Annotated in this window: 31 protein-coding genes; 16 read left to right on the top strand and 15 right to left on the bottom strand. The window is 64.4% G+C overall.

Annotated features, from left to right (window positions below; translation table 11 throughout):
* Positions 1–2 precede the first annotated feature (2 nt).
* The 7 genes from KUV82_RS07630 to KUV82_RS07600 all read right to left on the bottom strand — a co-directional run bounded on the left by KUV82_RS07630 (position 3) and on the right by KUV82_RS07600 (position 6,770).
* On the bottom strand, positions 3–764 hold the full coding sequence (locus KUV82_RS07630) for a M50 family metallopeptidase (protein ID WP_258319679.1): 762 nt from the start codon (positions 762–764) through the stop codon (positions 3–5).
* Between the two features lie 25 nt (positions 765–789).
* Positions 790–1,914 (bottom strand): tRNA guanosine(34) transglycosylase Tgt, encoded by a 1,125-nt coding sequence (tgt, locus tag KUV82_RS07625; RefSeq protein WP_219953709.1) that lies wholly within the window; start codon positions 1,912–1,914, stop codon positions 790–792.
* A 2-nt stretch (positions 1,915–1,916) separates the two neighbouring features.
* A complete protein-coding gene (locus tag KUV82_RS07620; protein ID WP_219953708.1) occupies positions 1,917–2,864 on the bottom strand; it encodes a DUF481 domain-containing protein in 948 nt (315 codons plus the stop codon).
* Positions 2,865–2,969: 105 nt separating this feature from the next.
* Positions 2,970–3,530 (bottom strand): outer membrane protein, encoded by a 561-nt coding sequence (locus KUV82_RS07615; RefSeq protein WP_219953707.1) that lies wholly within the window; start codon positions 3,528–3,530, stop codon positions 2,970–2,972.
* A gap of 100 nt (positions 3,531–3,630) precedes the next feature.
* Positions 3,631–4,395, bottom strand: coding sequence for an ABC transporter permease (locus KUV82_RS07610; protein ID WP_219953706.1), 765 nt, complete (start codon positions 4,393–4,395; stop codon positions 3,631–3,633).
* Entirely contained in the window at positions 4,392–5,333 is a 942-nt protein-coding gene (locus tag KUV82_RS07605) for an ABC transporter ATP-binding protein (RefSeq protein WP_219953705.1), read from the bottom strand. Before KUV82_RS07605 ends, KUV82_RS07610 begins: the two co-directional genes overlap by 4 nt.
* A 6-nt stretch (positions 5,334–5,339) precedes the next feature.
* The gene (locus KUV82_RS07600; protein ID WP_219953704.1) at positions 5,340–6,770 is read right to left on the bottom strand and encodes an 8'-apo-carotenoid 13,14-cleaving dioxygenase; all 1,431 of its coding nucleotides are present in this window, start codon (positions 6,768–6,770) and stop codon (positions 5,340–5,342) included.
* A 45-nt stretch (positions 6,771–6,815) separates the two neighbouring features.
* On the opposite strand from KUV82_RS07600, the gene KUV82_RS07595 reads away from it, so the two are divergent.
* Complete coding sequence (locus KUV82_RS07595) at positions 6,816–7,397, top strand: TetR/AcrR family transcriptional regulator (protein ID WP_219953703.1); 582 nt, start codon at positions 6,816–6,818, stop codon at positions 7,395–7,397.
* On the opposite strand, the gene queA is transcribed toward KUV82_RS07595, so the two are convergent.
* The 5 genes from queA to KUV82_RS07570 form a co-directional block, all read right to left on the bottom strand.
* Positions 7,394–8,422 carry a tRNA preQ1(34) S-adenosylmethionine ribosyltransferase-isomerase QueA gene (gene queA / locus KUV82_RS07590; RefSeq protein WP_219953702.1) on the bottom strand — a complete coding sequence of 343 codons (1,029 nt, stop codon included), beginning with the start codon at positions 8,420–8,422 and terminating at the stop codon, positions 7,394–7,396. The genes KUV82_RS07595 and queA overlap by 4 nt on opposite strands.
* A 41-nt stretch (positions 8,423–8,463) precedes the next feature.
* A complete protein-coding gene (locus tag KUV82_RS07585) occupies positions 8,464–9,144 on the bottom strand; it encodes a peptidylprolyl isomerase (protein ID WP_219953701.1) in 681 nt (226 codons plus the stop codon).
* Between the two features lie 84 nt (positions 9,145–9,228).
* Complete coding sequence (gene coaD, locus KUV82_RS07580; RefSeq protein WP_219953700.1) at positions 9,229–9,741, bottom strand: pantetheine-phosphate adenylyltransferase; 513 nt, start codon at positions 9,739–9,741, stop codon at positions 9,229–9,231.
* Positions 9,741–10,640 carry a polyprenyl synthetase family protein gene (locus KUV82_RS07575; RefSeq protein WP_258319890.1) on the bottom strand — a complete coding sequence of 300 codons (900 nt, stop codon included), beginning with the start codon at positions 10,638–10,640 and terminating at the stop codon, positions 9,741–9,743. Before KUV82_RS07575 ends, coaD begins: the two co-directional genes overlap by 1 nt.
* Before the next feature lie 5 nt (positions 10,641–10,645).
* The gene (locus tag KUV82_RS07570) at positions 10,646–10,903 is read right to left on the bottom strand and encodes an exodeoxyribonuclease VII small subunit (protein WP_219953699.1); all 258 of its coding nucleotides are present in this window, start codon (positions 10,901–10,903) and stop codon (positions 10,646–10,648) included.
* A 64-nt stretch (positions 10,904–10,967) separates the two neighbouring features.
* Here KUV82_RS07570 and KUV82_RS07565 point away from each other — a divergent pair, with 64 nt between their 5' ends.
* The 7 genes from KUV82_RS07565 to KUV82_RS07535 all read left to right on the top strand — a co-directional run bounded on the left by KUV82_RS07565 (position 10,968) and on the right by KUV82_RS07535 (position 16,240).
* Positions 10,968–11,363 carry a DUF2177 family protein gene (locus KUV82_RS07565; RefSeq protein ID WP_219953698.1) on the top strand — a complete coding sequence of 132 codons (396 nt, stop codon included), beginning with the start codon at positions 10,968–10,970 and terminating at the stop codon, positions 11,361–11,363.
* A 4-nt stretch (positions 11,364–11,367) separates the two neighbouring features.
* Complete coding sequence (locus tag KUV82_RS07560) at positions 11,368–12,048, top strand: hypothetical protein (protein ID WP_219953697.1); 681 nt, start codon at positions 11,368–11,370, stop codon at positions 12,046–12,048.
* 10 nt (positions 12,049–12,058) lie between these two features.
* On the top strand, positions 12,059–14,305 hold the full coding sequence (gene purL, locus KUV82_RS07555) for a phosphoribosylformylglycinamidine synthase subunit PurL (protein WP_219953696.1): 2,247 nt from the start codon (positions 12,059–12,061) through the stop codon (positions 14,303–14,305).
* A 15-nt stretch (positions 14,306–14,320) separates the two neighbouring features.
* Complete coding sequence (locus tag KUV82_RS07550) at positions 14,321–14,644, top strand: DUF6122 family protein (protein ID WP_219953695.1); 324 nt, start codon at positions 14,321–14,323, stop codon at positions 14,642–14,644.
* 1 nt (position 14,645) lies between these two features.
* Positions 14,646–15,053, top strand: a complete 408-nt coding sequence (locus tag KUV82_RS07545) for a DUF3052 family protein (RefSeq protein ID WP_219953694.1) — start codon at positions 14,646–14,648, stop codon at positions 15,051–15,053.
* 83 nt (positions 15,054–15,136) lie between these two features.
* Positions 15,137–15,514, top strand: a complete 378-nt coding sequence (locus tag KUV82_RS07540) for a hypothetical protein (protein WP_219953693.1) — start codon at positions 15,137–15,139, stop codon at positions 15,512–15,514.
* Positions 15,515–15,553: 39 nt separating this feature from the next.
* Positions 15,554–16,240: a nitroreductase family protein gene (locus KUV82_RS07535; protein ID WP_219953692.1), complete on the top strand. Its 687-nt coding sequence runs from the start codon at positions 15,554–15,556 to the stop codon at positions 16,238–16,240.
* 11 nt (positions 16,241–16,251) lie between these two features.
* On the opposite strand, the gene KUV82_RS07530 is transcribed toward KUV82_RS07535, so the two are convergent.
* Both KUV82_RS07530 and serB read right to left on the bottom strand, forming a co-directional pair.
* The gene (locus KUV82_RS07530; RefSeq protein WP_219953691.1) at positions 16,252–17,085 is read right to left on the bottom strand and encodes a Coq4 family protein; all 834 of its coding nucleotides are present in this window, start codon (positions 17,083–17,085) and stop codon (positions 16,252–16,254) included.
* A 68-nt stretch (positions 17,086–17,153) separates the two neighbouring features.
* Positions 17,154–18,050, bottom strand: coding sequence for a phosphoserine phosphatase SerB (serB, locus tag KUV82_RS07525; RefSeq protein ID WP_258319678.1), 897 nt, complete (start codon positions 18,048–18,050; stop codon positions 17,154–17,156).
* Here serB and miaA point away from each other — a divergent pair.
* The 8 genes from miaA (at position 18,043) to KUV82_RS07485 (ending at position 24,993) form a co-directional block, all read left to right on the top strand.
* Positions 18,043–19,008, top strand: coding sequence for a tRNA (adenosine(37)-N6)-dimethylallyltransferase MiaA (gene miaA / locus KUV82_RS07520; RefSeq protein ID WP_219953690.1), 966 nt, complete (start codon positions 18,043–18,045; stop codon positions 19,006–19,008). The genes serB and miaA overlap by 8 nt on opposite strands.
* Positions 19,009–19,117: 109 nt before the next feature.
* On the top strand, positions 19,118–20,869 hold the full coding sequence (gene ilvB / locus KUV82_RS07515) for a biosynthetic-type acetolactate synthase large subunit (protein WP_219953689.1): 1,752 nt from the start codon (positions 19,118–19,120) through the stop codon (positions 20,867–20,869).
* 5 nt (positions 20,870–20,874) lie between these two features.
* Complete coding sequence (locus KUV82_RS07510; RefSeq protein ID WP_219953688.1) at positions 20,875–21,168, top strand: hypothetical protein; 294 nt, start codon at positions 20,875–20,877, stop codon at positions 21,166–21,168.
* Complete coding sequence (gene ilvN, locus KUV82_RS07505) at positions 21,165–21,680, top strand: acetolactate synthase small subunit (RefSeq protein ID WP_219953687.1); 516 nt, start codon at positions 21,165–21,167, stop codon at positions 21,678–21,680. The genes KUV82_RS07510 and ilvN overlap by 4 nt, the downstream gene beginning before the upstream one ends.
* A gap of 13 nt (positions 21,681–21,693) precedes the next feature.
* Positions 21,694–22,728, top strand: coding sequence for a ketol-acid reductoisomerase (gene ilvC, locus KUV82_RS07500; RefSeq protein ID WP_219953686.1), 1,035 nt, complete (start codon positions 21,694–21,696; stop codon positions 22,726–22,728).
* Between the two features lie 31 nt (positions 22,729–22,759).
* Positions 22,760–23,368: a DUF6151 family protein gene (locus KUV82_RS07495; RefSeq protein WP_219953685.1), complete on the top strand. Its 609-nt coding sequence runs from the start codon at positions 22,760–22,762 to the stop codon at positions 23,366–23,368.
* On the top strand, positions 23,365–24,513 hold the full coding sequence (locus KUV82_RS07490; RefSeq protein WP_219953684.1) for an alpha-hydroxy acid oxidase: 1,149 nt from the start codon (positions 23,365–23,367) through the stop codon (positions 24,511–24,513). The genes KUV82_RS07495 and KUV82_RS07490 overlap by 4 nt, the downstream gene beginning before the upstream one ends.
* A 36-nt stretch (positions 24,514–24,549) precedes the next feature.
* On the top strand, positions 24,550–24,993 hold the full coding sequence (locus tag KUV82_RS07485) for a hypothetical protein (RefSeq protein ID WP_219953683.1): 444 nt from the start codon (positions 24,550–24,552) through the stop codon (positions 24,991–24,993).
* On the opposite strand, the gene KUV82_RS07480 is transcribed toward KUV82_RS07485, so the two are convergent.
* Positions 24,987–26,120, bottom strand: a complete 1,134-nt coding sequence (locus KUV82_RS07480) for an epoxide hydrolase family protein (RefSeq protein ID WP_219953682.1) — start codon at positions 26,118–26,120, stop codon at positions 24,987–24,989. The genes KUV82_RS07485 and KUV82_RS07480 overlap by 7 nt on opposite strands.

Raw genomic sequence — 26,120 nt, 5'->3', positions numbered from 1 at the left:
CCTTAGATCCGGCTCGCGATCTGCAGCGATTTCCAGACCATGGCGACGATCGCGATGGTGATGGCCCCGCCCCAGAACCAGTAGGGCAGGAACAGCGCATCCGCGATGCGGCCGGTGTCGGACAGAACCATGTGGCCGCCCATCATACCCCCGGGGCTGAAGAGATAGCCAAGGTCCTGGTAGACGCTGACGGCACCCTGCACGCCGAGGAACTCCACCGAGATCCGCTGCCATTTCGCGCTGGCGCGCGTGGCGACATAGAAAGCAGCCAGGGCAAAGGCGGGCAGCACGATCCAGCCCGCGACCGAGCGCACCCAGATCAGCGTGCTGATGACGAGCGCCGCTGCTAGCCCGAGAAGCGCAATGCGTGTCGCCCGCCTCGAGCGGGAGGCGATGATCATGGCGCAGCCCGCGATGGTCGGGCCGAGAAGGCCGGCTGCGGAAACGATGGCCTGCCCGATGGCCCACAGATTGCCCGAGCTCTGGGCGTAACCGGAACCGTTGGCGAAGATTACCAGTCGCTCGAATTCCGAGCCCAGCGCGGCTGCGGTAAGCCCGTGCGCCATTTCGTGCCACCAGGTCGACAGCAGCGTGAAGGGCATCAGAGCAAGCGTGCCGATCTCGGTCTGCCAGGCGATGATGGTGAGGACGGCAAAGGCGACGATGTAGGTCTGTTCGCGCTTCACCACCGGCTGCATCTCGTCCTCCGCATAGGGCAGGCCCCATTTGGCAGGTACGACGAGGGGCTGGGGATTCTTTTCCATCTCCGCAGACTATCGCGGGGGAGGTTTAACGCAAGTAATCCCTGCGGAAATCGCTGGCGAAGGCGGCGAAACGGCCATCGGCAATGGCGTCGCGCATCGCCTGCATGAGCTGCTGGTAAAAGGCGATATTGTGCTCGGTCATCAGCATGGCGCCGAGCATTTCCTGCGATTTGACCAGATGGTGCAGATATGCGCGGCTGTAGGTCGAACAGGTGTCGCAGGCGCAGCGGCTGTCGATCGGCTCCTGGTCCTCGGCAAAGCGCGCGTTGCGCAGGTTGATCGGACCGTTCCAGGTAAAGGCCTGACCGTTGCGGCCCGACCGGCTCGGCAGCACGCAATCGAACATGTCGACCCCGCGCTCCACCGCGCCAACAAGGTCGTCGGGCTTGCCCACGCCCATCAGGTAGCGTGGCCGGTCCTGCGGCAGCTGGCCGGGCGCGAAATCGAGCGTGGCGAACATCGCCTCCTGCCCCTCGCCCACGGCAAGGCCGCCGATCGCATAGCCATCGAAACCGATATCGGTCAGCTTGTCGGCGCTGACCTTGCGCAGCTCCTCGTCGAGCGCGCCCTGCTGGATCCCGAACAGGGCCGAGCGCGCGGCGTGTGCCTCTCCCGCGTCGAACCCCTCACGGCTGCGTTTGGCCCAGCGCATCGACATTTCCATGCTGGCGGCAATCTCGTCGCGGGGGAGATCGGCGCGTGGGCATTCGTCGAAGGCCATGACGATATCGCTGCCGAGCAGGCGCTGGATTTCCATGCTGCGCTCGGGCGTCAGCATATGCTTCGAGCCATCGATATGGCTGCGGAATTCCACGCCCTTTTCGGTCAGCTTCCTGAGGTCGGACAGGCTCATCACCTGATAGCCGCCGCTGTCGGTCAGGATCGGGCGATCCCAGTTCATGAAGCGGTGCAGCCCGCCCAGCCTTGCCACGCGCTCCCCCCCGGGCCGCAGCATGAGGTGGTAGGTGTTGCCAAGGATGATGTCGGCGCCGGTCTTGCGCACCGTTTCCGGCTTCATGGCCTTCACGGTCGCTGCAGTGCCGACGGGCATGAAGGCGGGCGTGCGAATATCGCCGCGCAGCATCGCAATGCGCCCGGTCCGCGCGGCCCCGTCGGTGGCGTCGATGGTGAAGGAGAAACGATCGGCCATGCCTAGAACCCGTAGATCAGCGTTGCGCGGGTCAGCGTGTCGGTGCTGACAGCCCCCGCCGGCGGATTGCTGTCGTAATCGATCTGGTAGGACAGGCGCGAGCGCAGTCGGTCGCTGACCTGGAAATCGAGGCCGGTGACCAGGTTGATCGAGGTGTTGGAGCTATCGAAGATGATGGTGGCCTCACCGCCGGTTTCCGCCAGCGCGTTGACGTCCTGCGTCAGCTTGAGCCGGTCGATGATCTGCCAGTCGAAGTCGAGCCCCACGAGCCCGGCTAGCCGGCTGGCGCTGGTGCCATCGACGAACTCGGTCACTCGGTAGGCCGGGCCCGCCTTTACCGAGAATTGCACGTCATCCGTGTTGAGGACGCGGTAGCCGAGGCCGCCCGACACCGAATAGCGCCCGGAAAAGCCCTGGATACGGTCGCGCTCATACTGGGCGAGGCCATAGGCGAAGACGTTCTCGGCGAACTGCCAGCGCGGCTCGTAGGCGGCAAGGAACTGCTCGCGGCTGGTGGCACCGTTCTGGCGCTGGAAATCGGCCCGCAGGCGGATCAGATGGTTCCAGTCGATCCCTTTGCGCTCGAGCTTGAGCGAAGCAGCGACGCCCACGGAATCGGTGTTGCCGCTGGACTGGAAGGCGCCAAGTTCGCCCTCGCCCCGCCACCGGTCAAACAGACCTGCGCTGCGAATGGCCTTGGTCTTGGCCTCGGCCTCCTCGGCCTTGCGCGCGGCAAGCGCGGTATTCCACTGCTCGGAAAGCACATCGATCTCGGCCGCATCGTCGGGCCAGGTGCTGCGGGCAAGGTCCAGCACGGTGGCGACCTTGGCCTCGTCGCCGGTCGCCATTGCCGCTTCGATCATGGCGCGGGCGCCTTCGGGCAGTTCAGCCTGCGCGGGCGCAGCGGCGAGCATAAGGGCGGCGGAGAGAAAAAGGGTGGCGGTACGCATGGCGCCCGCGCCTAGCGGCTTCGCAGCGCGCTCGCCACCCTTCTTGGCAGCCCGCGCATACCAATGGGTGCCCGACCCGCAGGTGCGGACCGGGCTGGATGTCGCTTAGAAGCGCAGGCCTACGCCAGCAGTGGCGCGGACGGTGTCGAACGAAATCGTGTCGAGATTGGCGCGCACGAAGGCCTTGCCCACCGGAACATCGACGCCAACGCCGGCGAGGAAATCGCCTTCGGTGTCATCGAAACCGCTGAAATCCACCGTGTCGTCGTTGATGATTTCGTTGAAATCGACCTTGATCGCCTGATAGCCGGCGCGGCCGTAGATCTTGGTGCCGCCGATGGTGCGAACACCCAGACGGGCCGAAGCGCCGTAATCGCCGTCGAGAGCGTCGGTGCCGAAGTTGTAATTGCCTTCAACGCCCACGAACAGGTTCGAGCCGACGGGGAAGTCGTAGCCGGCAAAGACGCCGAAGATCGGGCTCGAATCATCAATGTCGAAGCCGGGGACGATGGCCTCGACTTCATCCTCGAGGCCGAGGCTGTGGACACCGGCCGAAACGCCGATGAAGCCTTCGCCAGGAACGACGTCCTGCGCCTGTGCCGCGGTGGGGAGAGCCATGGCAGCGCTGGTTGCGACCGCTGCGAAAAGGAGGGTTTTGGTATTCATGTTGTCCTCTTTCGATTGCCCGCTTGATGCGGGGCGAGGACCTCTGTCGCCGCGCCGCTGTCGCGCGGCTGAACGTATCTGTCAGAAAAGACGAACCGTTTCAGGCGCGCAATCGCCAGCCCGTTTTGAAGATGTAGGCGATGATGGCCACACACAGCGCAAGGAAGCCGATCGTGATGCCGAAGCTGACCGCAATGCTCACATCGCTCGATCCGTAAAAGGTCCAGCGAAGCCCGCTCACGAGATAGACGATGGGGTTGGCCAGCGCGATCGTGTCCCAGGGCTTTGGCAGCATGTCGATCGAATAGAAAGTGCCGCCAAGGAAGGTCAGCGGGGTCAGGAACAGCATCGGGATAATGCCGAGTTTCTCGAAGTTATCCGCCCATACGCCAAGGATGAAGCCGAACAGGCTGAAGGCAGCGGCGACCAGCATGATGTAGAGCACCGCGAGCACGGGATGCGCGATCGAATAATCGACGAACAGGCGCGCGGTCAGAAGGATGATCGCGGCAAGGATCAGGCTCTTGGTCATTGCCGCACCGACGAAGCCGATCAGGGTCTCCGCCACGCCCACCGGCGCGCTGAGCAGCTCGTAGATCGTGCCGGTGAAGCGCGGCATGTAGATGCCGAAACTGGAGTTGCTGGTGGTCTCGCCCAAGAGGGTCAGCATCAGCAGGCCGGGGATGATGAAAGCCCCGTACTCAACGCCGCCAAGGTCCGGCATCCGCCCCCCAATGGCGGCTCCGAACACGATGAAATAGAGCGAGGTCGTCAGCACCGGCGCCAGCACCGACTGGAAGGCCGTGCGCAGGAAACGCATCAACTCGCGCGTGTAGATCGACCAAGTGGAGCGCCAGGAAATCATGCCGCGCCCTCCCCCTCGCCAAGCAGCGAGACGAAGATGTCTTCCAGGCTGCTCTCGCGGGTGTCGATGCCGGTGTAGTCGATCCCGGCGGCTATCAGCGCCTTGGTCAGGTCGGCGACCTCGGCCTTGCCCTTGCCGGTCCCGTCGCCGCCGCGATAGCACAGCGACTGCCCGCCCTCTTCCAGTTCAACCGGGAAGCGCGCAATCTCCGGCGGCAGCGCCGCCAGCGGCTCTGCAAGCGTGATATGCGCCTCGGTCCGTCCGAGCCGCGCCATCATCGCGTCCTTTTCGTCGACCATCAGCAGCTTGCCCGAACTGATAACCCCGACCCGGTCGGCCATCATCTCAGCCTCTTCGATGTAGTGGGTGGTCAGGATGATGGTGACGCCGCGCCCGCGCATCTCGTCGATGATCGCCCACATGCCCTTGCGCAGTTCGACATCGACGCCCGCGGTCGGCTCGTCGAGGAACAGGAGGTCCGGCTCGTGCGCCAGCGCCTTGGCAATCAGGACACGGCGCTTCATGCCGCCCGACAGCGCCATGATACGCTCGTCCTTCTTGTCCCACAGGCTGAGCGAACGCAGAATCTGCTCTATCCGGGCCTTGTCGGGCGGAAGTCCGAACAGCCCGCGCGAATAGCTTACTGCGCGGTGGACCGGTTCGAACATGTCCGTGCTGAGTTCCTGCGGCACGAGGCCAATGCGGCTGCGCGCCTTGCGCCAGTCGGTCGCCATGTCGTGGCCAAAGGCGCGGATCGTGCCCGAACTTGGTCGCACAAGCCCGCACACCGCGCCGATCAGCGTGGTCTTGCCCGCGCCGTTGGGCCCGAGCAACGCGAATATCTCGCCCTTGCGGATCGTAAGATCGACATCGTCGAGCGCTTTCAGCCCGCCGGGATAGACCTTGGACAGGCCACTGAGTTCGAGAATCGGCTCCACGCAGCCTTAGCTAGCGGCGATCCAGTTCCCGTGAAACCCCGGCGGGATGAGGTGGGGGATATGGACCGAGGCAACCGGTTCCAGGCTCATCGCGTCGAGGATCTCGAGCGCGCTGGTGCCTGCGTTGCGATCGATGACGTAGCCCATCACCCAGCCATCGCCTTCCGGGGCATCGTTACTACGCGGAACGAAGACGAATTCACCCGGGATGCGTCCTTCGCCGAAATCGCGCTGCACCCGCTCACCCGTTTCCAGATCGTGGCGGTAGAGCGGCATCGGAGCGACGAATTCGAGGTCTCCGTCCTCGGGCAGGCCCATAGCCCAAAGGTAGCGATAGGGCTTGGTAAAATAGCGTTCGTCGGGGCGGGGGAATTCCTGTCCCGAGCCGTCGAGCGTCTCGCGGCGCACCGCACCTGCATTGCCGTCGACGGTCCAGCGTTCTAGGCCTAGCGCCTTGCCGTAGGGTCCGGCCATATCGCCGTCGAAGATCGTTTCATAGGCGCACAGGTCGATCACGACCTGTCCCTGCTCATCCTCGAAGCTGTTCCCGACGTGAAAGACATAGCAGGGCTCGACCGCATGCCACACCGGCTCGCTGCTCGACCCGTCGCGCGGAAGCAGGCCGACGCGCGCCTTGTGGTCGCGATTCCAGCGGTAGGGGAACTTGTGACCGGCTATCAACGCCTGCATCGAGAAGGTCACCGGCAGGTCGAGGATGACGACGAAGTCTTCGGTCAGCGCGCAGTCGTGGATCGAGGGGCCGTTACGCACCGCGATCTCGGTTTCGCGCAGCACCGTGCCTTCGCGGTCCATCGCAACGTGGCGGATCACATCCTGCGTCGGACCGTCGTAGCAGATCGCGTGGAACTCGCCGGTCACCGGGCACTGGTGCGGATGCGCGGTGAAGGAGCCGGTAAGGCCGCCACCGAAATCGGAATAGGCAACGCTTTCAAGTTTGCCGTCGAGCGCGACGGGAAAGCTGCTGGCCTCCACCAGGGCCATGATTGTGCCGCCGATGGCGAGGACATTGGTATTGACCGTATCGCCCATTCCGCGGCGCGGACCGCCGACAGCCGCTGGGCCGCCCTTCTCTTCCAGGTTGCGCGAACGGATGTAGCGGTTGCGGTACCATTCGGCGTTGCCACCCTTGAGGCGAACCCCATGGACCATGCCGTCGCCGAGGAACCAGTGATGCCCCTTGCCGCCTTCGTTGAAGGGGTTCGGTCCGATGCGGACATAACGGCCATCGAGCTCGGTCGGAATCGTGCCGGTGACGGTAAGGTTCTCCAGCGTATGCTCGGCGGCGAGCGGCGTGTGGATGCCCTTGAGGAAAGGATTTTCAGACCCTTTCGGCAGGCGCGCACGATTGATGCTGGCGACCGCCTGGATCGCGGGGGTGACTGCCTTGCGGATGGTTTTCTCGATGACGCTTGCCATTGCCGACTCGCTCCGGTTAAAGTGAACGCTGTAAACATAGAGGCAATGATAACAGTGTCAACATCGGCTTCCGCCTATCACCACGGCAACCTGCGCGACGCCCTGATTGCAGCTGGGCTGGAAGCGCTCGAAGGTGCGGAAGGTGCCCTGCCCTCGCTGCGCGAACTCGCGCGCCGGGTGGGTGTCTCGGCGACGGCCGTCTACCGCCACTTCCCCGACAAGCACGCGCTCGACAAGGCGCTCGCGCGGGAAGGACTTCGCATGCTGGGTAGCGCGCAGGCCGATGCGGCTGATCGAGCGGGAGGAGGCCCGGCAGGCTTCGCCGAAACCGGTCGCGCCTATGTCCGCTTCGCCCTCGACCATCCGGCTCTGTTCCGGCTCATGTTCACACAGGGTCACCCCGTGGAAGACAATGACGAGAAGCCTGACGAAGCGCGCGCCCTCCTGACGGCCAATACGCAGGCGCTGGCCAGCGATCCGGACCATGCGGAAACGCTTGCGCTGCAGGCCTGGTCGATCGCGCACGGCATTGCGATGCTGATGCTCGACGGGCGCATCCCGGCCGACGATGCGTTGATCGAACGGATGCTCAACACCGAGAATCTGTTCCCGACCGGAAGCTGTTAGGGCAGCAGGAGCGAGGAATCGCCGTAGCTGTAGAAGCGATATTCCTGCGCAATCGCATGGGCATAGGCTTCCATGATCCGGTCCCGGCCAATCAGCGCGCTGACCAGCATCATCAGGGTCGATTTCGGCAGGTGGAAATTGGTCATCAGCCCATCGACCGCGCGGAAGCTGTAGCCGGGCGTGATGAAGATGTCGGTGTCTCCGGCAAAGGCCTGGATCACCCTGTCTTCGCCGGTCGCGCTTTCAAGGAGGCGCAAGCTGGTGGTGCCCACGGCTATGACACGGCCGCCGGCAGCCCGCGCCGCGTTCAAACGCTCGGCCACGTCGGCTTCGATCCGGCCCCACTCGGAATGCATTGCGTGATCGTCGGTATCTTCGGCCTTGACCGGTAGGAAGGTGCCCGCCCCCACATGCAGCGTCAGCGTCTCGCGCCCGATGCCCGCCTCATCCAGTGCCGCGATCAATTCGGGCGTGAAGTGCAACGCCGCGGTGGGGGCTGCCACCGCCCCGTCCTCAGCCGCAAACATGGTCTGGTAGTCTTCGCGGTCGCGCTCGTCGGTCTCGCGCTTGCCGGCAATATAGGGCGGCAGCGGCATGCGCCCGGCACGTTCGAGCAGTACCTCGACCGGTTCATCGCCTTCGAAAAACAGGATGAAGCTGCCATCGGCAAGGCGCTCTTCGGCAACCGCCGTGACACCGCCGCCGAACTCGGCGACATCGCCAATGCGCAGGCGCTTGGCGTTGCGCACGAAGGCCTGCCAGCGCCTCAGGTCGATGCGCTTGTGCAGCGTCGCGCCGATCTTCGCTTCACCGCGCCGGCCTTCGAGCTGCGCGGGAATGACCCGCGTATCGTTGAAGACAAGGACATCGCCCTCGCGCAGCAGGCCGGGCAGGTCGCGCACGCCGCGGTCCTCAAGCGGGCCCTCGCCGCGCACCACAAGCATGCGCGCCGCGTCGCGCGGACGCGCCGGACGCAGGGCAATGCGCTCGGGCGGAAGCTCGAAATCGAAAAGGTCGACTTTCATGACCCGCGCCGCTTAAGCGCGCCGCCCGAAAGGCGCAAACGCTATTCCGAGATCGGCGCGTTCAGATCGTCGATGCTGATCTCTTCCGCTGCGCGCGGAGCCGTGTTCACCGGGACCGGCTTGTTGTCGGCAGCGATCGAGGCCTGCAGGATCCGCGTCGGGTTTGCAGGCGGCTCGCCCCGCGCAATGGCGTCTGCACCGGCCATGTTCGAGATGACACGGCCGAAATTGGTGTAGCTGTTGTCGAGTGTCAGGCGCGGATAGAAGACGATGAAGAACTGGCTATTCGCGCTGTCTTCGCTTGCCGCGCGGGCCATGGAAACCGTTCCGCGAACGTGGGGCATGCGGTGGAACTCTTCCGCAAGGTCAGGCAGGTCCGAACCGCCGGTACCGGTGCCGGTGGGATCGCCCGTCTGGGCCATGAACCCGTCGATCACGCGGTGGAAGATGATGCCGTCGTAAAAGCCCTGCCGCGTGAGCGTCTTGATCCGCTCCACATGGTTGGGCGCCCAGTCGGGCTTCAGGCGAATGGCCACACGCTCACCGTTCGACAGGTCGAGCAGCAGGATGTTTTCAAGGTCTTCGTTGATGTTGAAATTCACCGGCGTGAAAACGCGGGTGTCGGCAGCCGGTTCGGCAGCCGCCTCGTCCTGGGCCTGGGCGGCGAAGGGCGTGGCAACGAGCGAAAGCGCGGCAGCAAGGGCAAGCGAAAACCTGGTCATCGAAATTCCGTCGATTTTGAGATGATTTGAAGGGCCGTCTAGCGCTGGCGGCCTGTCGTTTCAATGAATACGCGATGGAGGCGGCTAGAAGTCGCCCAACCGGCCGATCTTTTCGACCCGGGCAATAACGTCCTCGCACACGTCCTTGCTCACGAAGGGGCTGATGTCGCCGCCGAATAGGGCGATCTCCTTCACGAGCTTGGAAGCGATCGGCTGCAACGACACATCGGCCATGAGGAATACGGTCTCGATCTCGTCGTCGAGCTGCTGGTTCATTCCGGCCATCTGGTATTCGTACTCGAAGTCCGCCACGGCGCGCAGGCCGCGGATCAGGACGGAGGCGCCCTGTTTTTGCGCGAACTTAACAAGCAGCGCGTTGAAGCCCACAACCTCGACATTGGTCAAGCCAAGCGAAGCAATCTCGCGCTCGACCATAGCGAAGCGTTCTTCGGTCGAGAACATGGGGTTCTTCGACGGGTTGGTCGTGACGCCGATGATGAGCTTGTCGACCAGCTTGCTGCCGCGCCGGATAATGTCCGCATGGCCAAGGGTGATGGGATCGAAAGTCCCCGGGTAGATACCGATACGTTCGCCCATCAGTGATCCCTCCTCACGATGAAGTGCGCTAGGTCGACCAGCAGGCGCGCGTCCTCTCCGTGGCTGGCGAGGTGCTGGCCAGCCTGTTCGACGAGCATTTCAGCCTGCGCCCGGGCCTGGTCGACGCCCATCAGCGTGACGAAGGTCTGCTTGCCCTGCCCTTCATCCTTGCGCAGCGCCTTGCCGGCCTTGGTCTCGTCGCCTTCCACATCGAGCAGGTCGTCGGCGATCTGGAATGCGAGGCCGATATCGCGGGCATAAGCCCTGAGATGCGCGCGCCCTTCGGGCGGCACCCGTCCAAGGATCGCGCCCATCTCGACACTCGCCGCCAGCAGCGCGCCGGTCTTCAGTTGCTGGAGACGGGTGATCTGGCGAAGATCGTAATCCTGCTCTTCGGAAACGATATCCATCATCTGACCTCCGGCCATGCCATCGTGCCCGCTGGCCCTAGCAAGGCTCGCCACGAGCTCGGCGCGAACGAAGGGGTCGGTGCTGGTGTCCGGCTGGGTCAGGATGTCGAAGGCCAGCGCGTGCAGGCAATCGCCCGCCAGCACAGCCGTTGCTTCGTCGAAGGCCTTGTGCAGCGTCGGCTTGCCGTGGCGCAGATCGTCATCGTCCATACACGGCAGATCGTCGTGGATCAGCGAATAGGAATGGATCGCTTCGACAGCGCAGCCCGCGTTGACAGCGGCGTTGCGGTTGACGCCGAAGAGTTCGGCCGTCGCCACGACCAGCAGCGGGCGGACACGCTTGCCGCCACCGATCGCCGCATAACGCATCGCTTCGACGAGGCGCGCGCGGGTGTCCTGCGGGACCGGGAGGAATGCGTCGAAGGCGCTGTTGACCTCGTCCTGAATGCGCTCGAGCGCTTCACCGAGGCGTTCGGGCATCGCGGTCATCACGCTCACGCAGCACCGCCGGCATCGAAGGCCTCGGTGCCGGACGGCGCACCGTCGGGTCCGGCGACGATCTTCTCGATCCGGGCCTGCGCCGCGTCGAGACGCGCCTGGCACGCCTTGCGAAGCTGTTCACCGCGTTCGTAAAGGTCGATGCTCTCATCAAGCGGCACGTCGCCGCTTTCGAGACGTCGCACCACGCCTTCCAGTTCGCGCAGCGCCTGCTCGAAGGTGAGCTGTGAAATCTGTGACTGTTCCTCTGCCATCGCGCGGGAGCATTGACGGCCTGCCCGCACGCGGTCAAGTAAACCGAAAACAAGGGGAGCCAATATGACGTGGATTGTTGCTGCCGTTGCCGCGGCGCTCGTGTTCGGGGCGCTCGACGCCGCCTGGCTGAGCTGGGCCGGCCCGAACTTCTATCGCCCGAAGCTGGGCGACATCCTCGCCGAAAGCTTCCGCATGGGCCCTGCCCTTGTTTTCTACGCAGCCTATATCGCGGCCATTGTGTGGTTCGCCGTCCGCCCCGGGCTTGCCAACGGCATCGGCGCAGCGGCCCTCAACGGCGCGTTACTGGGGGCGATCTGCTACGCCACCTATGACCTGACCAACCAGGCGACCATGCGCACCTGGTCCACCACGGTAACCATCGCCGACATCTGCTGGGGCGCCTTTGCCACCGCCGTTGCAGCAAGCGTTGCAACGCTGGCCGTCCAGAAGTTCACCTGATCCGATGTTCATCGGTCACTTCGCGCCCGCCTTCATCGCCCGCGGGGCAACCGAAGAGGCGCCCAAGCTCGGCCTGCTGTTCATTGCCGCGCAGCTTGCGGACTGGGCACTCTTCCTGCTCGCCATTGTCGGGATCGAAAAGCTGAGGATCGTGCCCGGGTTCACCGAAATGGTCCCGCTCGATCTCTACCACATGCCCTACACGCACAGCCTGTTGGGCACCGCCGTCCTGGCCTTGGCTTTCGCAGCGCTCATCTGGTTCCTGACACGGAATATGGTTGCGGCCACCTGGACGGGAATCGTCGTGCTGAGCCACTGGGTGCTCGACCTCGTGACGCACGCGCCCGACATGACCATCGCGGGCGGTGACCAGAAGTACGGCTTCGGCCTGTGGGACAGCCCCATGATCGCCATGCCACTTGAGATCGGCCTCGTCCTGTTTGCCTATTGGTTCTACATCCGCCGCACCAAGGGGCCTCTGGTCCCGCCGCTGATCCTCTTGGGCACGATGCTGGTGTTCCAGGCGATCAACTGGTTCGGTCCGCCGCCTACCGAAGCCGGTATCGGTTTCTATCTCACCGCCATGCTCGGCTTTGCCGTCCTTACCGCAATGGCCTTCTGGGTGCAGACGACACGGTGGCATAAAAACACGGTGGGACTGGCAGTATCGGGCGCGCGGCGCTAAGCGCGCGCCCATGGCAACTGTCGAATCCGCGATCACCCCCGAAGTCGTCGAGCAGCACGGCCTCAGCCCCGAAGAATACGACCGCGTCCTGAACGCGCTCGGCCGCGAACCCAACCTCGTGGAACTGGGCATCTTCTCGGTCATGTGGAGCGAGCACTGCTCGTACAAGAGCTCACGCCTGCACCTGAAGAAGCTGCCGACCGAGGCGCCCTGGGTCATTTGCGGCCCCGGCGAGAACGCGGGCGTGATCGATATCGGCGATGGCCAGGCCGCCATCTTCAAGATGGAGAGCCACAACCACCCGAGCTACATCGAGCCCTACCAGGGCGCCGCAACCGGCGTCGGCGGCATCCTGCGCGACGTCTTCACGATGGGCGCACGTCCGGTGGCGAACGCCAACGCGCTGCGCTTCGGTCGTCCCGAACACCCCAAGATGAAGCACCTCGTGCAAGGCGTGGTCGCGGGGATCGGGGGCTACGGCAACTGCGTCGGCGTGCCGACCGTGTGCGGCGAAACCAATTTCAACCCGGCCTATGACGGCAACATCCTCGTCAACGCGATGACGGTGGGCGTCGCGGATGCGGACAAGATTTTCTACAGCGCGGCGACCGGCGTCGGAAACCCGATCGTCTATGTCGGCTCGAAGACCGGCCGCGACGGTATCCATGGCGCGACCATGGCCTCGGCAGATTTCGAGGAAGATGCGGATGCCAAGCGCCCCACGGTGCAGGTGGGCGACCCCTTCACCGAGAAGCTGCTCATTGAGGCCTGCCTCGAACTCATGGCGACCGACGCGATCGTCGCGATCCAGGACATGGGCGCAGCGGGCCTCACCTCCTCCAGCGTCGAAATGGCGACCAACGGCAAGGCCGGCATCCGCCTCGACATGGACAAGGTGCCCTGCCGCGAAGAGGGCATGACGCCTTACGAAATGATGCTGAGCGAAAGCCAGGAGCGCATGCTCATGGTGCTGAAGCCCGGCAAGGAAGAGATGGCCGCCGCCATCTTCGAGAAGTGGGAGCTCGATTTCGCAGTCATCGGCGAAGTCACCGATACGCAGCACATGGTGCTCGAATTCGGCGGCGAAGTCGTGTGCGATATCCCGCTCGGCCCCCTTGCGGCCGATGCGCCCGAATACGACCGGCCGTATATGTCGAAGGAAGACTACACCGCCTGGGCCGGCATCAAGCCGATGACCGAGCGACCCGATACTGACGATGTCGGCGGCGACCTTATGAAGCTGCTCGCCTCGCCCAGCCTGTCTTCGCGCAAGTGGATTAGCGAACAGTACGACAGCCAGGTCGGCGCAGACACGCTCCAGACCGGCGGCGATGCGGGCGTCGTGCGCGTGCACGGCACCAAGAAGGCGCTCGCCATCAGCACCGACTGCACCCCGCGCTATGTCCATGCCGATCCCTATGAGGGCGGCAAGCAGGCGATTGCCGAGGCCTATCGCAACCTGTGCGCCGTGGGCGCGCGTCCGCTGGCGGTCACGAACTGCCTCAACTTCGCCAACCCGCAGCGTCCCGAAATCATGAGCCAGTTCGTCCACGCGCTCGAAGGCATGGGCCGCGCCTGCCGCGTGCTCGACTTCCCGATCGTGAGCGGCAACGTCAGCCTCTACAACGAGAGCAAGGCGACCGGCGGCGGCAGTGCCATCCTGCCCACCCCTGCCATCGGCGGTGTCGGCCTGATCGACGACTACGATCACATGATGACCATGCCGTTCAAGGCCGAGGGCGAGGCGATCTATCTCATTCATGCCGAGGAATGGGCCACCGCCGATCCGGAACGTTCGCATCTCGGCAAGTCACTGTGGCTTTCGGAAGTGCACGGCCGCGACGAAGGCCGTAGCCCGCCGACCGACCTCACCGTCGAGAAGAACGCGGGCAAGATCATCCTACAACTGATCGCCGACGGTCTCGTTAGCGCTGTCCACGATGTCTCCGACGGCGGCCTCGCCATTGCCCTTGCCGAAATGGCCATGGCGGGCGGCATCGGCGCCGATGTCGAGTGGAACGAGGAATATTCCAAGGCCGCATGGTGGTTCGGCGAAGACCAGGGCCGCTACGTGGTCACCGTCCCCGACACCGAAGCGCTCAACCAGGCGCTCGCCAAGGGCACCGAGAACGACGAGACCGCCGCCATCGGCTTCCGCCGCATCGGCAAGACCGGTGGCACCACGCTGTTCGGCAAGTCGATCGACGAGATGCGCGCGGCGCACCGCAGCTTCTTCAGCGACTGGATGGAAGGCTAAGGGAAGGCGGCTGCGGTGCTGCTGCAGCCCCTCCTCCACTACGGCGGCCACTGGCTAGCCCCGTTCCTCATCGCGCGGATCCTCTGGCCGGCGCGGTGGCTGAAAGCGGGTGCGGTCGTCGCCTCGGCAAATTTGATCGATCTCGACCATCTGCTGGCCGACCCGATCTTCGATCCCAATCGCTGCAGCGTGGGCTTTCACCTGCTCCACGGCTGGGAAGCCGCCCTCGCCTATCTGGCCCTGCTGCTGGTGCCTCGCTGGTGGACGCGAGCTTTCGGGCTCGGCGCGCTGTGGCACCTTGCCGTCGACTTTGGCGACTGCGTGATGCAGGGACTGTGACATGACCGCTGGCTATTCCGGAACCCCGCTCGCCAAGAAGCTCAACTTGCGTGACGGGCACCGCGTCTGGTTCGACGCCATGCCGGAAAGCGTGCAGGACGAAATCGGCGAATACGCGCTCGAGCTGACTTTCGTCGCCGGGCCGCAGGAGGCGCCCGATGCGTCCCACATCTTCGTGACCGAGCGCGCCGCTCTGGAGGAAAAGCTCGCAGCCCTGCGTGAGAATATGGCCCGCGACGGACATGTCTGGGTGAGCTGGCCGAAGAAGGCGTCTGGCGTCCCCAGCGAGATCACGGAGGACACGATCCGGGACGTCGCCCTCCCCATGGGCCTCGTCGATACCAAGGTCTGCGCGGTCGATGAAACCTGGTCCGGCCTCAAGCTCGTGATCCGCAAGGAATTGCGCTGAACGGCGCCCCGGCTTTCCAAGAAACTCAAAAAGTGTAAGAACTGCGTCAGGGTCGCGCGCTCCAATCTGGGGGAGAGGGCGACATGAACACCCGCACATGGCTCGGCATCACAGGCGCAGCAGCGCTCGCATTCGGCGGCGCCACCGCCGCGATGGCGCAGATGTACGAGAAAATACGGCTGGTGAACTCGACCGGCTACACGATCGCGCAGATCTTCATTTCCGCCGGCCATAAGCAGACCTGGGAAGAGGATGTGCTCGACTGGGACGTGCTCGAGGATGGGCAAACGTTCGACCTCGACATGCGCCGGGCGGACAACACCTGCGACTGGGACCTGCGCGTGGTCTATTCCGACGGCGACGAGGCTGTGTGGGACGGCCTCAACCTGTGTGATAACTGGCATTTCGAGCTGTTCTACAACGCGCGAACGGGGGAAACCCACCTTACCGGCTCGAGCTAGGGGTCGAGCGCGGCGAAAAGCTGGGTTAGGGACGGTGTCATGCGTGACCACGAAACCGTCCCCTACTCGCTTCCCGCCATAACCGATGAGGATAGCATCAACCGGGCGCGCTCCCTGCGCGACCGGCTGAAGCAGCGGCGCACCTGCCGCTATTTCTCCGACAAGCCTGTTCCACGCGAAGTGATCGAAGCGGCTATCGAGGCGGCCGGCACAGCGCCCAACGGCGCCAACCACCAGCCCTGGCACTTTGCCGTGGTGTCCTCCCCGGAGAAGAAGCGCGCCATTCGCGAGGCCGCCGAGGAAGAGGAACGCAAGTTCTACGGCGCCGACAAGGACAAGGCGAAGGCAAGCGAGGAATGGCTCGATGCCCTCGCGCCGCTGGGCACGGACGAGGACAAGCCGTTTCTCGAAACCGCGCCCTGGCTCATCGTGGTTTTCGCCCAGCGCAAGGGCGGCATCGAAGAAGACGGCAAGACGCAGAACTATTACGTCAACGAAAGCGTCGGCATTGCCTGCGGCATGCTGATCGCGACTCTGCACGAAGCGGGGCTAGCGACGCTCACCCACACGCCCTCGCCCATGGGTTTCCTGCGCGAGATCTGCGGGCGCCCCGATTGGGAGAAACCGCTGATGGTGGTGGTTGTCGGGCACCCGGAAGAGGGCGCAACCGTGCCCGTCCATGCCTTGCAGAAAAAGCCGCTGGACCAGATCGCCAGCTGGCTGTGAGTGCCTGAGGGTCAGGCGGCGGCCATCTCCTGCTGCTCCTGATGGGCCAGCAGGTCGTAGGGATCGATCCCCTCTTCGCGCCAGATGCGGTGGCATTCGCGATACCAGTGCGGTTCGGGAATGTTCAGCTCGGCGCGGGCTTCTTCAAGGTTCTTGGCAAGCAGCTCGCGGATCGACAGGCCAACCAGCGGCGGGCAAGCCTTGCCCGTGCGTTTCGCCTGGCTGATGGCCTTCATCACTGGCGCCTCGCTCTTCACGAGGCGCTTGAGGTGCAGCGAGCCGGCATAGCCAAGCAGCAGGTGCCCCTGCGCAGGGCTCTGGCCGTGGGTGAAGAGCAGCACGCACTGTTCGCCAAGCGCATCACGGCCGTATCCGGTCAGGACATGCATGAGATCGTGCGTGTCGCGCTGGCGGAAACCGAACCACTGGATGAGATCATCGTAAACCGGGCGACCAACCCGGTCGAATTCTTCCACCAGACCTGCGGCCGACAGGCCTTCACGTTCCATGAAGTCGCAATAGGCGTGCGCTACCGATCCCTCGGGCAGTTTGCGCAGCGCCTCGTGGTCATCGAGGATTGTCGGAAGGTAAGGCTCGCTGGCTCGCAACGCTTCACCATGGGGGCTCAGCGTCAATTCGCGCACGCGCGGGATGAACCGGCCCGACGGCAGCGCGTCGTAGATCTTGAAGACCTCTGCGGTGTTTTCCTTGTCCTTCAGCAGCTCGCGAAAATGGCGGATCGCAGCGAGAGGACGATACCGCGTCTTGGGCCGACGCGGGTGCGAGAGCGGCGTTCCGTCGCGCGCGGTTTCCAGATCGGGCATGGCGAAAGCGGAGCGGGTCATCGGCTTGTTCATAATGGTTCGGTCCTTAACAGAAACCGATCCTAGCCGATTGGAAAAGCGCGCCAAGTCTAGGGTGTGGGGAAATCCTCGGTCCACTCGCTCTGGGGAATGCCGAGTAGCTTGAGGATAGAGCGCAAATCGGCACTGGCGATTCGACCGTTGGCCGCGTCGCGCGCCTTGGGTTTAGCGCGGTAAGCCACACCGTAGTCCGCGGCCTCGATCATGGGAATGTCGTTCGCCCCGTCACCGGTCGCCAGCACCCTTGCGCCCTCGCCCAGGAGCGCGCGCTCTTCCTCTAGCGTGGCAAGCTTGGTCGATGCATCGCTAACCGGTCCGGCGAGCAGGCCCGTCAGCGCACCGCCAGCTACACCAAGGCGGTTGCCGACGACCCGTTCGAAGCCCAGCTGATCCGCCACCGCATCGGCGAAATGATGGAAGCCGCCCGTGACCAGAACCGTCCGGGTCCCCTTGCTGCGCAGCGTGGCGACCAGCGCGCGCGCGCCTTCAACGGGTAAAATTCGTTCGCTAAGACAGCGATCTATCGCGCTTTCCTCAAGCCCTTCGAGAAGGCCGACGCGCTCCTTCAGCGCACTCTCGAAGTCGAGCTCGCCTTGCATCGCGCGTTCGGTGATGGCCGCGACCTTGTCTTTCAGGTCAGCGAAATCGGCGAGCTCGTCGATGCATTCCTGGCCGATCATCGTCGAATCCATGTCCGAGACGAACAGGCGCGGGATCTCGATCTCGTGGTCGGTGACAAGCAGGTCGCACTCACCGAAATGCTCGACAAGGATGGCAGTCAGAGCCGCCCGTTCGCCGTGAGGCAGGGACAGCTGGAGGACATCGCCGCAGAAATCGAGCATCCCCGCCATGGCCACCGGCATGCCCGCATCGGCGCAGGCCTGCAGCGCCTTCTCAAGGCGCGTTTCCACTTGGTCCATGTCTGCTATCAGGCGGGCAATGAGCACCGAGACGTCCCTTTCAGTTTCAACGCCGAAACAACCGGTCGCGCTCATCGCAGGGCCGACCGCCAGCGGCAAGAGCGATCTCGCGGTGCAGTTGGCCCGCCGAGTCGAATCCGCCGGACGACCCGCGGTCGTGATCAACGCCGACAGCCAGCAGGTCTATCGCGACCTGCGGATCCTTTCTGCGCGCCCGAGCGAGGAGGAGATGGACGGTATCGACCATCGCCTGTTCGGGACCTGGGACGGGGCCAAGGCCTGCTCGGCCGCCGACTGGGCCGAGGCGGCGAAAAGCGAGGTTGCCGCGACCCATGCAGCAGGCGGCGTGCCGATCCTGTGCGGCGGGACCGGACTTTACATGCGCACGTTGCTCGATGGGATATCGCCCATCCCGGCCATCGAACCCGACGTGCGCGAGGCTGTACGCGCCTTGAGCACCGAAGAGCTGCGCGAACGGCTGGTGGAGGAGGATCCCGAGGCTGCCGGGCGGCTCGGTCCGCGCGACAACCAGCGCATGGCGCGCGCGCTTGAGGTGGTGCGGTCCACGGGCCGCTCCCTCACCTACTGGCAGGACAGGCAGGAAGGCGGGATCGGCGAATCCGTCACACTCCATCCGCTAGTCCTGCTACCCGAACGCGAATGGCTCTACGCACGCTGTGACCTGCGCTTCGAGCGTATGCTGGACCAGGGCGCGATCGAGGAAGTCGAAGCACTTCTGGAGCGGAACCTCGATCCTGCACTACCCGTGATGCGAGCCATCGGCGTGCCGGAAATCGCCGGCATGATCCAAGGCGAACTATCGCGCGCTCAAGCTATCGCCGCTGGCCAGACCGCGACGCGCCAGTATGCCAAGCGCCAATACACGTGGTTCCGCAACCAGCCACCCGATCACTGGCCGCGCGCGGATAACAAAAGAATCGCTGAAGAGGATTTTTTTGTATCTTTATTTCAAGAATGCGGTTGACCGTGAAATCAATCGCGCGTATCTGGAGTGCAGTCGGCCCGGCGCTTCAGACCCCAGCGCCGGGCCGATTTGTGTCTTTTGAACGCTCAGCAATGGGTCGGAGGGTAACGTGACTACCGAGCGCAGCGGCGCCGCAATCCTGATCGAATGCCTCAAGCGGCAGGGTGTCGAATTCGTGTTCGGCTATCCCGGCGGCGCGGTCCTGCCGATCTATGACGAACTGTTTGCGGACGAAGACATCCGGCACATCCTCGTGCGCCACGAAGCCGGCGCGGCCCATGCGGCCGAAGGTTACGCGCGTTCGACCGGCAAGCCCGGCGTCGTCCTCGTGACCAGCGGCCCGGGCGCAACCAACGCGGTCACCGGCATTGCCGACGCCTATATGGATTCCATCCCGCTGGTGGTGATCACCGGCCAGGTGCCGACCGCGCTCATCGGGACCGACGCGTTCCAGGAAGCCGACACCATCGGCCTCACCCGGCACTGCACCAAGCACAATTATCTCGTGAAGGACCCCGAACGTCTCGGCGCGACGATCGAGGAAGCCTTCCGCATTGCGACCACGGGCCGCCCCGGCCCGGTCGTGGTCGACATTCCCAAGGATGTGCAGATCGCGCTCGCGAGTTGGGACGCACAGGACGACACGCCCCTGCCCTCCCACCGCTACCAGCCCCGCATGGTGGGCGCGGCCGACGAAATTGCCGAAGCGATCGACATGATCGCAGCGGCAGAGCGCCCGGTGTTCTACACCGGCGGCGGCGTCATCAACGCCGGCCCGCGCGCAAGCGAGCTGCTGCGCAAGCTGCAAAACGCCACCGGCGCGCCGGTGACCAGCACGCTCATGGGCCTTGGCGCCTTTCCCGCGGATCATCCCGATTGGCTCGGCATGCTTGGCATGCACGGCACCTATGAAGCCAATATGGCGATGAACCGCGCGGACCTCATCGTGGCGGTCGGCGCGCGGTTCGATGATCGCGTGACCGGCCGCCTCGATGCTTTCGCGCCGGACGCCAAGAAGATCCACATCGATATCGACCGCGCCAGCATCAACAAGATCGTGCCGGTTGAACTCGGCATCGTGGGCGATTGCGGCCATGTGCTCGAACAGCTGGTGGAAGCCTGGGGCGACCGCAAGGCGAACGACCTCAGCGAATGGAACGCCCGTATCCTCGGCTGGAAGGCGCGCGACTGCCTCGCCTATCCCGATCGCGCCGGCGACATGATCATGCCGCAAAAGAGCGTCGAACGCCTGTTTGCCCTGACGCAGCATCGCAACCCGATCATCACCACCGAAGTCGGCCAGCACCAGATGTGGGCGGCGCAGTATTTCGGGTTCATGGGGCCGAACAAGTGGCTCACCAGCGGCGGTCTCGGCACGATGGGCTACGGCCTGCCAGCAGCCATCGGCGCGCAGCTCGGCAATCCGGACAGCCTCGTCATCGACATTGCGGGCGAGGCCAGCATCCAGATGAACATCCAGGAACTGGGCACGGCAAGCCAGTACCGCCTGCCGGTGAAGGTGTTCATCCTCAACAACGAATACATGGGCATGGTCCGCCAGTGGCAGGAACTGACCTATGAGAGCCGCTATTCGAACAGCTATTCCGACAGCCTGCCCGATTTCGTGAAGCTCGCCGAAGCCTATGGCTGGAAGGGCATCCGCATCGAGGACGAAAGCCAGCTCGATGCCGGGATCGAAGCCATGCTTGCGCATGACGGGCCGGTGATCGTCGATTGCCAGGTCGCCAAGGAAGCCAACTGCTTCCCGATGATCCCGAGCGGCGCGGCGCATACCGAAATGCTGCTCTACGGCGACCAGGTCGAAGGCACGATGGACGACGAAGCGAAGGCGCTGGTGTAATGGGCATGATGGCGAAGATACCGACCGGTTTCGCAGACCGGGCCGAACGGCGAAGCTGGTTCACGCGCAGCGATGCAGAAGCCCTGCTCGACTGGCTCGAGGATAGCGGCCACCGCTTCATCGGCATGGACGTTGCGCAAAAGCGCGAGGATGGCGACTGGACGCTGCTGGCCGACACGCTCGACCTCAGCCGCCAGACCGAGAATTTCGAAGCCATCCGCATGGGCCGCGTGTTCCTTGCCGAATACGATGGCGAAGGCCGGATGTTCGAACCCGTGTGGCAGGACTGCGAACAATGAAAATCGCGCAGCAGGTGTCTGAACGCCACGTCCTCAACGTCATCGTCGATAACGAGCCGGGCATTCTCGCCAAGATCACCGGCATGTTCACCGCGCGGGGCTACAATATCGACAGCCTGACCGTGGCCGACATTTCCGAAGACCACGCGATCAGCCGCATCACCATCGTCACCAACGGGCCCGAGCCGGTGATCGACCAGATCCGCGCCCAGCTCGAACGGCTGGTGCCGGTCCACCGTGTCATCGACCTCACCGAAAGCGGCGCGCATGTGGAACGCGAACTGGCGCTGGTGAAGGTCGCCGGAAAGGGCGACAACCGCGTGGAAGCGCTGCGCATCGCCGAACTGTTCCGCGCCAATGTGGTCGACACGACCACCGAAAGTTTCGTCTTCGAGCTGACCGGCTCGCCGGACAAGATCGACAGTTTCATTGCCCTGATGCGCGAACTCGGCCTCGTCGAGGTCGGCCGCTCGGGGATCGTGGGAATGATGCGCGGCACCGACCGCGCGTAAAATGGGGTTAGAAATGCAAGTCTATTACGATGCCGATTGCGACCAGCAGCTGATCAAGGACAAGAAGGTCGCCATTGTCGGTTACGGCAGCCAGGGCCACGCCCACGCCCAGAACCTGCGGGACAGCGGTGTTGGCGAGGTTGTCATCGCCCTGCGCGCAGGGTCGGCCACGGCCAAGAAGGCCGAAGGCGCCGGCTTCACCGTCAAGACGGTCTCCGAAGCGGCGGAATGGGCCGATGTGCTCATGATCCTCGCGCCCGATGAGCACCAGGCCGCGATCTACGCGAACGAGGTCGCGGGCAAGATGCGCCCCGGCACCGCGCTCGCCTTCGCCCACGGCCTCAACATTCACTTCGGCCTGATCGATCCGCCCGCCGATATCGACGTGATCATGATCGCACCCAAGGGACCGGGCCACACGGTGCGCGGCGAATACATCAAGGGCGGCGGCGTGCCGTGCCTCATCGCGGTCCACCAGGAAAGCGAACAGTCGGGCGGCCAGGGCTTCGCCAAGCAGCTCGCCCTCTCCTACGCCAGCGCCGTCGGCGGCGGGCGTTCGGGCATCATCGAGACCGATTTCAAGGAAGAGTGCGAAACCGACCTCTTCGGCGAACAGGCCGTGCTGTGCGGCGGCGTCACCCACCTCATCCAGGCGGGTTTCGAAACGCTGGTCGAAGCGGGCTACGCCCCCGAAATGGCCTATTTCGAGTGCCTCCACGAAACCAAGCTGATCGTCGACCTGCTTTATGAAGGTGGGATTGCGAACATGCGCTACTCGATCTCGAACACCGCCGAATACGGCGACATCAAGACCGGTCCGCGCATCATCACCGACGAGACCAAGGCCGAAATGAAGCGCGTGCTTGCCGACATCCAGTCGGGCCGCTTCGTGAAGGACTTCGTGCTCGACAACCAGGCCGGCCAGCCCGAACTCAAGGCAAGCCGCAAGGCCGCAGCCGCGCATCCGATCGAGAAGACCGGCGCCCAGCTGCGGGCGATGATGCCATGGATCGGCGCCAACAAGCTGGTCGACAAGGACAAGAACTGAGGCTTAAGTCGCGCTCATGGAAGGAGAGACCATGAGCGCGGCCGACAGCCTTGAATTCGCTTGCGAATGCGGATCGGTCGCGGGCGTCGTCGAGCAGGTCTCGCCAAGCGAAGGTGACCGGGTCGTCTGCCACTGTGTCGATTGCCGCGACCTTGTCCGGCACCTCGGGCAGGAGGACTGCGTTCTCGACGAACTCGGCGGTACCGACCTTTATCAATCGCGCTGCGCCCGGGTAAAAATTCACGCCGGCCGCGAGCATCTCGCCAGCCTCCACATGACCGAAGGCAAGACGCTGCGCTGGTATGCGGCGTGCTGCAATTCGCCGATGTTCAACACCTATGCGAACGGCAAGGTGCCTTATGTGACGACGCTCCTCGCCAATGCTGACAAGGCGAAGGCGGACGACCTTCTCGGCCCGCCAATCGGCCACGTGTTTCCCGAGCAAGCCACGGGTGACGGCAGCGCGCTCACGCCAATGCCTTTCAGCCGCCTCATGCGACGCTTCTTCGGGAGGATGCTGAAAGACCTCTTTTCCGGAGACCGTCGTCGCAGCGCGCTGTTCGATGCCAGGACGCTTGAACCGATCGCCCCGCCGCGCCGGCTGACCGAAGCCGAACAGACAGCGCTGGGCCGCGCATGAAACTGACCGATTGCCACAATATCGATGACTTCCGTCTCCTCGCGAAACAGCGCCTGCCTTGGCCCGTGTTCGATTACATCGACGGGGCCGCCGACGACGAGATCACCAAGGCGCGCAACACCAGCGCCTTCGACGAGGTTGACCTCGTGCCCAACGTGCTTGCCGGGGTCGAACAGATCGACACACGCTGCACGATCATGGGCCGCGAAAGCGCCCTGCCCCTCATGCTCAGCCCCACTGCACTCCAGCGCGCCTTCCACCGGGATGGGGAGCGCGCCGTGGCACGTGCCGCGGAAAAGTTCGGCGTGTGGTTCGGCATATCGAGCCTCGCGACGCATTCGATCGAGGAGATCGCCGAGCTGACCAGCGGGCCCAAGCTGTTCCAGCTTTACGTCCACAAGGACAAGGGCCTCAACGCGAGCATGATCGAGCGCTGCCAGGCGGCAAAGTTCGACGCGATTGCCCTTACCGTGGACACCATCGTTTCCGGCAAGCGCGAACGGTGCCTGCGCTCGGGCTTCACCACCCCGCCCCGTTTCACGCCCAGCGCGCTGTGGAGTTACGCAACGCGGCCGCGCTGGACGCTCGATTATGTCTTCGGGCCGAAGTTCCGCCTGCCCAATCTCGACGGGCACGTGCAGGAGGGGACCGGCAAGGCGGTGAGCATCCAGGACTATTTCAACACCATGCTCGATGTGAACATGGACTGGGATACCGCCGCACGCATCCGGCAGGACTGGGGCGGTACATTCGCGCTTAAGGGCGTGATGAGCGCGGCTGACGCCCGGCGCGCGGTCGAGATCGGTGCCGATGCGATCATGATATCGAACCATGGCGGGCGGCAGCTGGACGGCAGCCGCGCGCCCTTCGACCAGCTGCGCGAGATCGTCGATGCGGTCGGCGGCGAGATCGAGATCATCCTCGATGGCGGTGTGCGCCGCGGGACGCATGCCTTGAAGAGCCTTGCCGCAGGTGCGACGGCGGCGAGCGGCGGGCGTCTGTACCTCTACGCCCTTGCCGCAGCCGGGCAGCCGGGCGTAGAGCGCGCGGTGGGCATCCTGAAAGAAGAGATCGAGCGCGGCATGCGCCTGATGGGCGTCACCTCGGTCGACCAGCTTGCGCCGGATCGGCTGCGCTGGCGTTAAGCCACTGCTCAGCCACGCCGGCGCAGGCTGCGCTGCATGAAGTCCCTCATTTTCCTCCCGATTGCGCTAATTGCCGGCTGCGCGCCCACCTCTCCCGGCGACCCGGACGAGACGCCTGCGCCGTCTCCCGCTATTGCAGCAAGCACGCCGACTGCACTTCCGGCCCCGGATGGACAGGCACCTCAGGAAGGCGACCTCACGCCTTGCCCCGGAATCAACCCCGACATCCGCCGGCCGGCAGGCAGCAACTGCCTCGGCATTACGTCCGACCAATGCGGCGCCGATGCGGCGCAAGGCTACATCGGTCAGATAGGCACGCCCGAAGCACGCGAGGCGCTGCGTCGGATGGCGGTCTCGACCACCAATGGCGACTTTCGCTGGATCCCCTACAACACACCCGTGATCGAGGACCTGCGTCCCCATCGCTTCAACGTCGAGCTCGACCCGGACGGTCGCATTGCCCGGATCGATTGTTACTGAGCGAGGATTGCTGCGAAACAGGCGCGCAGTTCGGCGACGAACAGCTCGGGCTGCTCCCAGGCGGCGAAGTGCCCACCCTTGTCGAGATCGTTCCAGTAGACGAGGTTCGTCAGGGTCCGCTCGGCCCATTCGCGTGGTGCGGGGAGGATTTCCTTGGGAAACGCGCTCGCGCCGGACGGTATGGTGACCTTGCCGTCCCCGAACTTGGCAAAGCTTTCCCAATAGAGCCGCGCGGCCGAAGCGCCGGTTGCCGGCAGCCAGTAGAGCATGATGTCATCAAGCACCTGGTCCATCGACAGCGCGTCCCAGGGCGAACCCCCGTTGTCGGTCCAGTAATAGATCTTCTCGAGGATCCACGCCGCAAGGCCGATGGGCGAATCCACCAGCGAATAACCGATCGTCTGCGGCCGGGTGCTCTGCTCTTTCGAATAGCCCGAGTCCCATTCCTGGTAGAAACCGAGCGCCTGAAATGCCTTCAGCACCTTGGGATCGGTGCTTTGCATGTCGTCGGGACCAGGACGGCCGATCGGCATGTTTAGGTGGATGCCCTTGCACCCTTTGGGCGCAAGCTGGCCGATCGCGGTGGTGACCGCCGAGCCCCAGTCGCCCCCTTGCGCGACCCAGCCTTCGTAGCCGAGCCGGTCCATCAGCACCGCCCAGGCCTTGGCGATGCGTTCGACGCCCCAACCCGTGCCGGTTGGCTTGCCCGAAAAGCCGTAGCCGGGCAGCGAGGGCGCAACCACGTGGAAAGCCATCGCCTCCGGATCGGAGGGCTCGGTGAGTTCGTCGATCACGCCGAGGAATTCGACCACCGATCCGGGCCAACCATGAGTGACGATGAGCGGCACGGCGTCCGGCCGGCTCGAGCGCTTATGCAGGAAATGGATGGAGAGGCCGTCGATCTCGGTCGTGAATTGTCCGATGGCGTTCAGCCGCGCCTCGCACCGCCGCCAGTCGTATTCGATCCGCCAATAGGCCACGAGTTCCTTGAGCGCGGCCAGCTTCGTCCCCTGCGACCAGTCGTCCACCGGCTCCTGCTCGGGCCAGCGCGCATGGTCTAGGCGGTCGGCCAGCGCCACCAGCTCGCTTTCGGGGATCTTCAGTTCGAACGGCGTGATCGCAGCCAT

This window comes from Qipengyuania flava, from assembly GCF_019448255.1.
GTDB classification, from domain to species: Bacteria; Pseudomonadota; Alphaproteobacteria; order Sphingomonadales; family Sphingomonadaceae; genus Qipengyuania; species Qipengyuania flava_A.
This window is presented reverse-complemented; position numbering and strand designations above follow the sequence as displayed.

Coding starts and splice junctions, on each gene's coding strand:
- KUV82_RS07630 (WP_258319679.1), bottom strand. CDS start 764: ATGGAAAAGAATCCCCAGCCCCTCGTCGTACCTGCCAAATGGGGCCTG.
- tgt (WP_219953709.1), bottom strand. CDS start 1,914: ATGGCCGATCGTTTCTCCTTCACCATCGACGCCACCGACGGGGCCGCG.
- KUV82_RS07620 (WP_219953708.1), bottom strand. CDS start 2,864: ATGCGTACCGCCACCCTTTTTCTCTCCGCCGCCCTTATGCTCGCCGCT.
- KUV82_RS07615 (WP_219953707.1), bottom strand. CDS start 3,530: ATGAATACCAAAACCCTCCTTTTCGCAGCGGTCGCAACCAGCGCTGCC.
- KUV82_RS07610 (WP_219953706.1), bottom strand. CDS start 4,395: ATGATTTCCTGGCGCTCCACTTGGTCGATCTACACGCGCGAGTTGATG.
- KUV82_RS07600 (WP_219953704.1), bottom strand. CDS start 6,770: ATGGCAAGCGTCATCGAGAAAACCATCCGCAAGGCAGTCACCCCCGCG.
- KUV82_RS07595 (WP_219953703.1), top strand. CDS start 6,816: ATGATAACAGTGTCAACATCGGCTTCCGCCTATCACCACGGCAACCTG.
- queA (WP_219953702.1), bottom strand. CDS start 8,422: ATGAAAGTCGACCTTTTCGATTTCGAGCTTCCGCCCGAGCGCATTGCC.
- KUV82_RS07585 (WP_219953701.1), bottom strand. CDS start 9,144: ATGACCAGGTTTTCGCTTGCCCTTGCTGCCGCGCTTTCGCTCGTTGCC.
- coaD (WP_219953700.1), bottom strand. CDS start 9,741: ATGGGCGAACGTATCGGTATCTACCCGGGGACTTTCGATCCCATCACC.
- KUV82_RS07575 (WP_258319890.1), bottom strand. CDS start 10,640: ATGACCGCGATGCCCGAACGCCTCGGTGAAGCGCTCGAGCGCATTCAG.
- KUV82_RS07570 (WP_219953699.1), bottom strand. CDS start 10,903: ATGGCAGAGGAACAGTCACAGATTTCACAGCTCACCTTCGAGCAGGCG.
- KUV82_RS07565 (WP_219953698.1), top strand. CDS start 10,968: ATGACGTGGATTGTTGCTGCCGTTGCCGCGGCGCTCGTGTTCGGGGCG.
- KUV82_RS07560 (WP_219953697.1), top strand. CDS start 11,368: ATGTTCATCGGTCACTTCGCGCCCGCCTTCATCGCCCGCGGGGCAACC.
- purL (WP_219953696.1), top strand. CDS start 12,059: ATGGCAACTGTCGAATCCGCGATCACCCCCGAAGTCGTCGAGCAGCAC.
- KUV82_RS07545 (WP_219953694.1), top strand. CDS start 14,646: ATGACCGCTGGCTATTCCGGAACCCCGCTCGCCAAGAAGCTCAACTTG.
- KUV82_RS07540 (WP_219953693.1), top strand. CDS start 15,137: ATGAACACCCGCACATGGCTCGGCATCACAGGCGCAGCAGCGCTCGCA.
- KUV82_RS07535 (WP_219953692.1), top strand. CDS start 15,554: ATGCGTGACCACGAAACCGTCCCCTACTCGCTTCCCGCCATAACCGAT.
- KUV82_RS07530 (WP_219953691.1), bottom strand. CDS start 17,085: ATGACCCGCTCCGCTTTCGCCATGCCCGATCTGGAAACCGCGCGCGAC.
- miaA (WP_219953690.1), top strand. CDS start 18,043: ATGAGCACCGAGACGTCCCTTTCAGTTTCAACGCCGAAACAACCGGTC.
- KUV82_RS07510 (WP_219953688.1), top strand. CDS start 20,875: ATGATGGCGAAGATACCGACCGGTTTCGCAGACCGGGCCGAACGGCGA.
- ilvN (WP_219953687.1), top strand. CDS start 21,165: ATGAAAATCGCGCAGCAGGTGTCTGAACGCCACGTCCTCAACGTCATC.
- ilvC (WP_219953686.1), top strand. CDS start 21,694: ATGCAAGTCTATTACGATGCCGATTGCGACCAGCAGCTGATCAAGGAC.
- KUV82_RS07495 (WP_219953685.1), top strand. CDS start 22,760: ATGAGCGCGGCCGACAGCCTTGAATTCGCTTGCGAATGCGGATCGGTC.
- KUV82_RS07490 (WP_219953684.1), top strand. CDS start 23,365: ATGAAACTGACCGATTGCCACAATATCGATGACTTCCGTCTCCTCGCG.
- KUV82_RS07485 (WP_219953683.1), top strand. CDS start 24,550: ATGAAGTCCCTCATTTTCCTCCCGATTGCGCTAATTGCCGGCTGCGCG.
- KUV82_RS07480 (WP_219953682.1), bottom strand. CDS start 26,120: ATGGCTGCGATCACGCCGTTCGAACTGAAGATCCCCGAAAGCGAGCTG.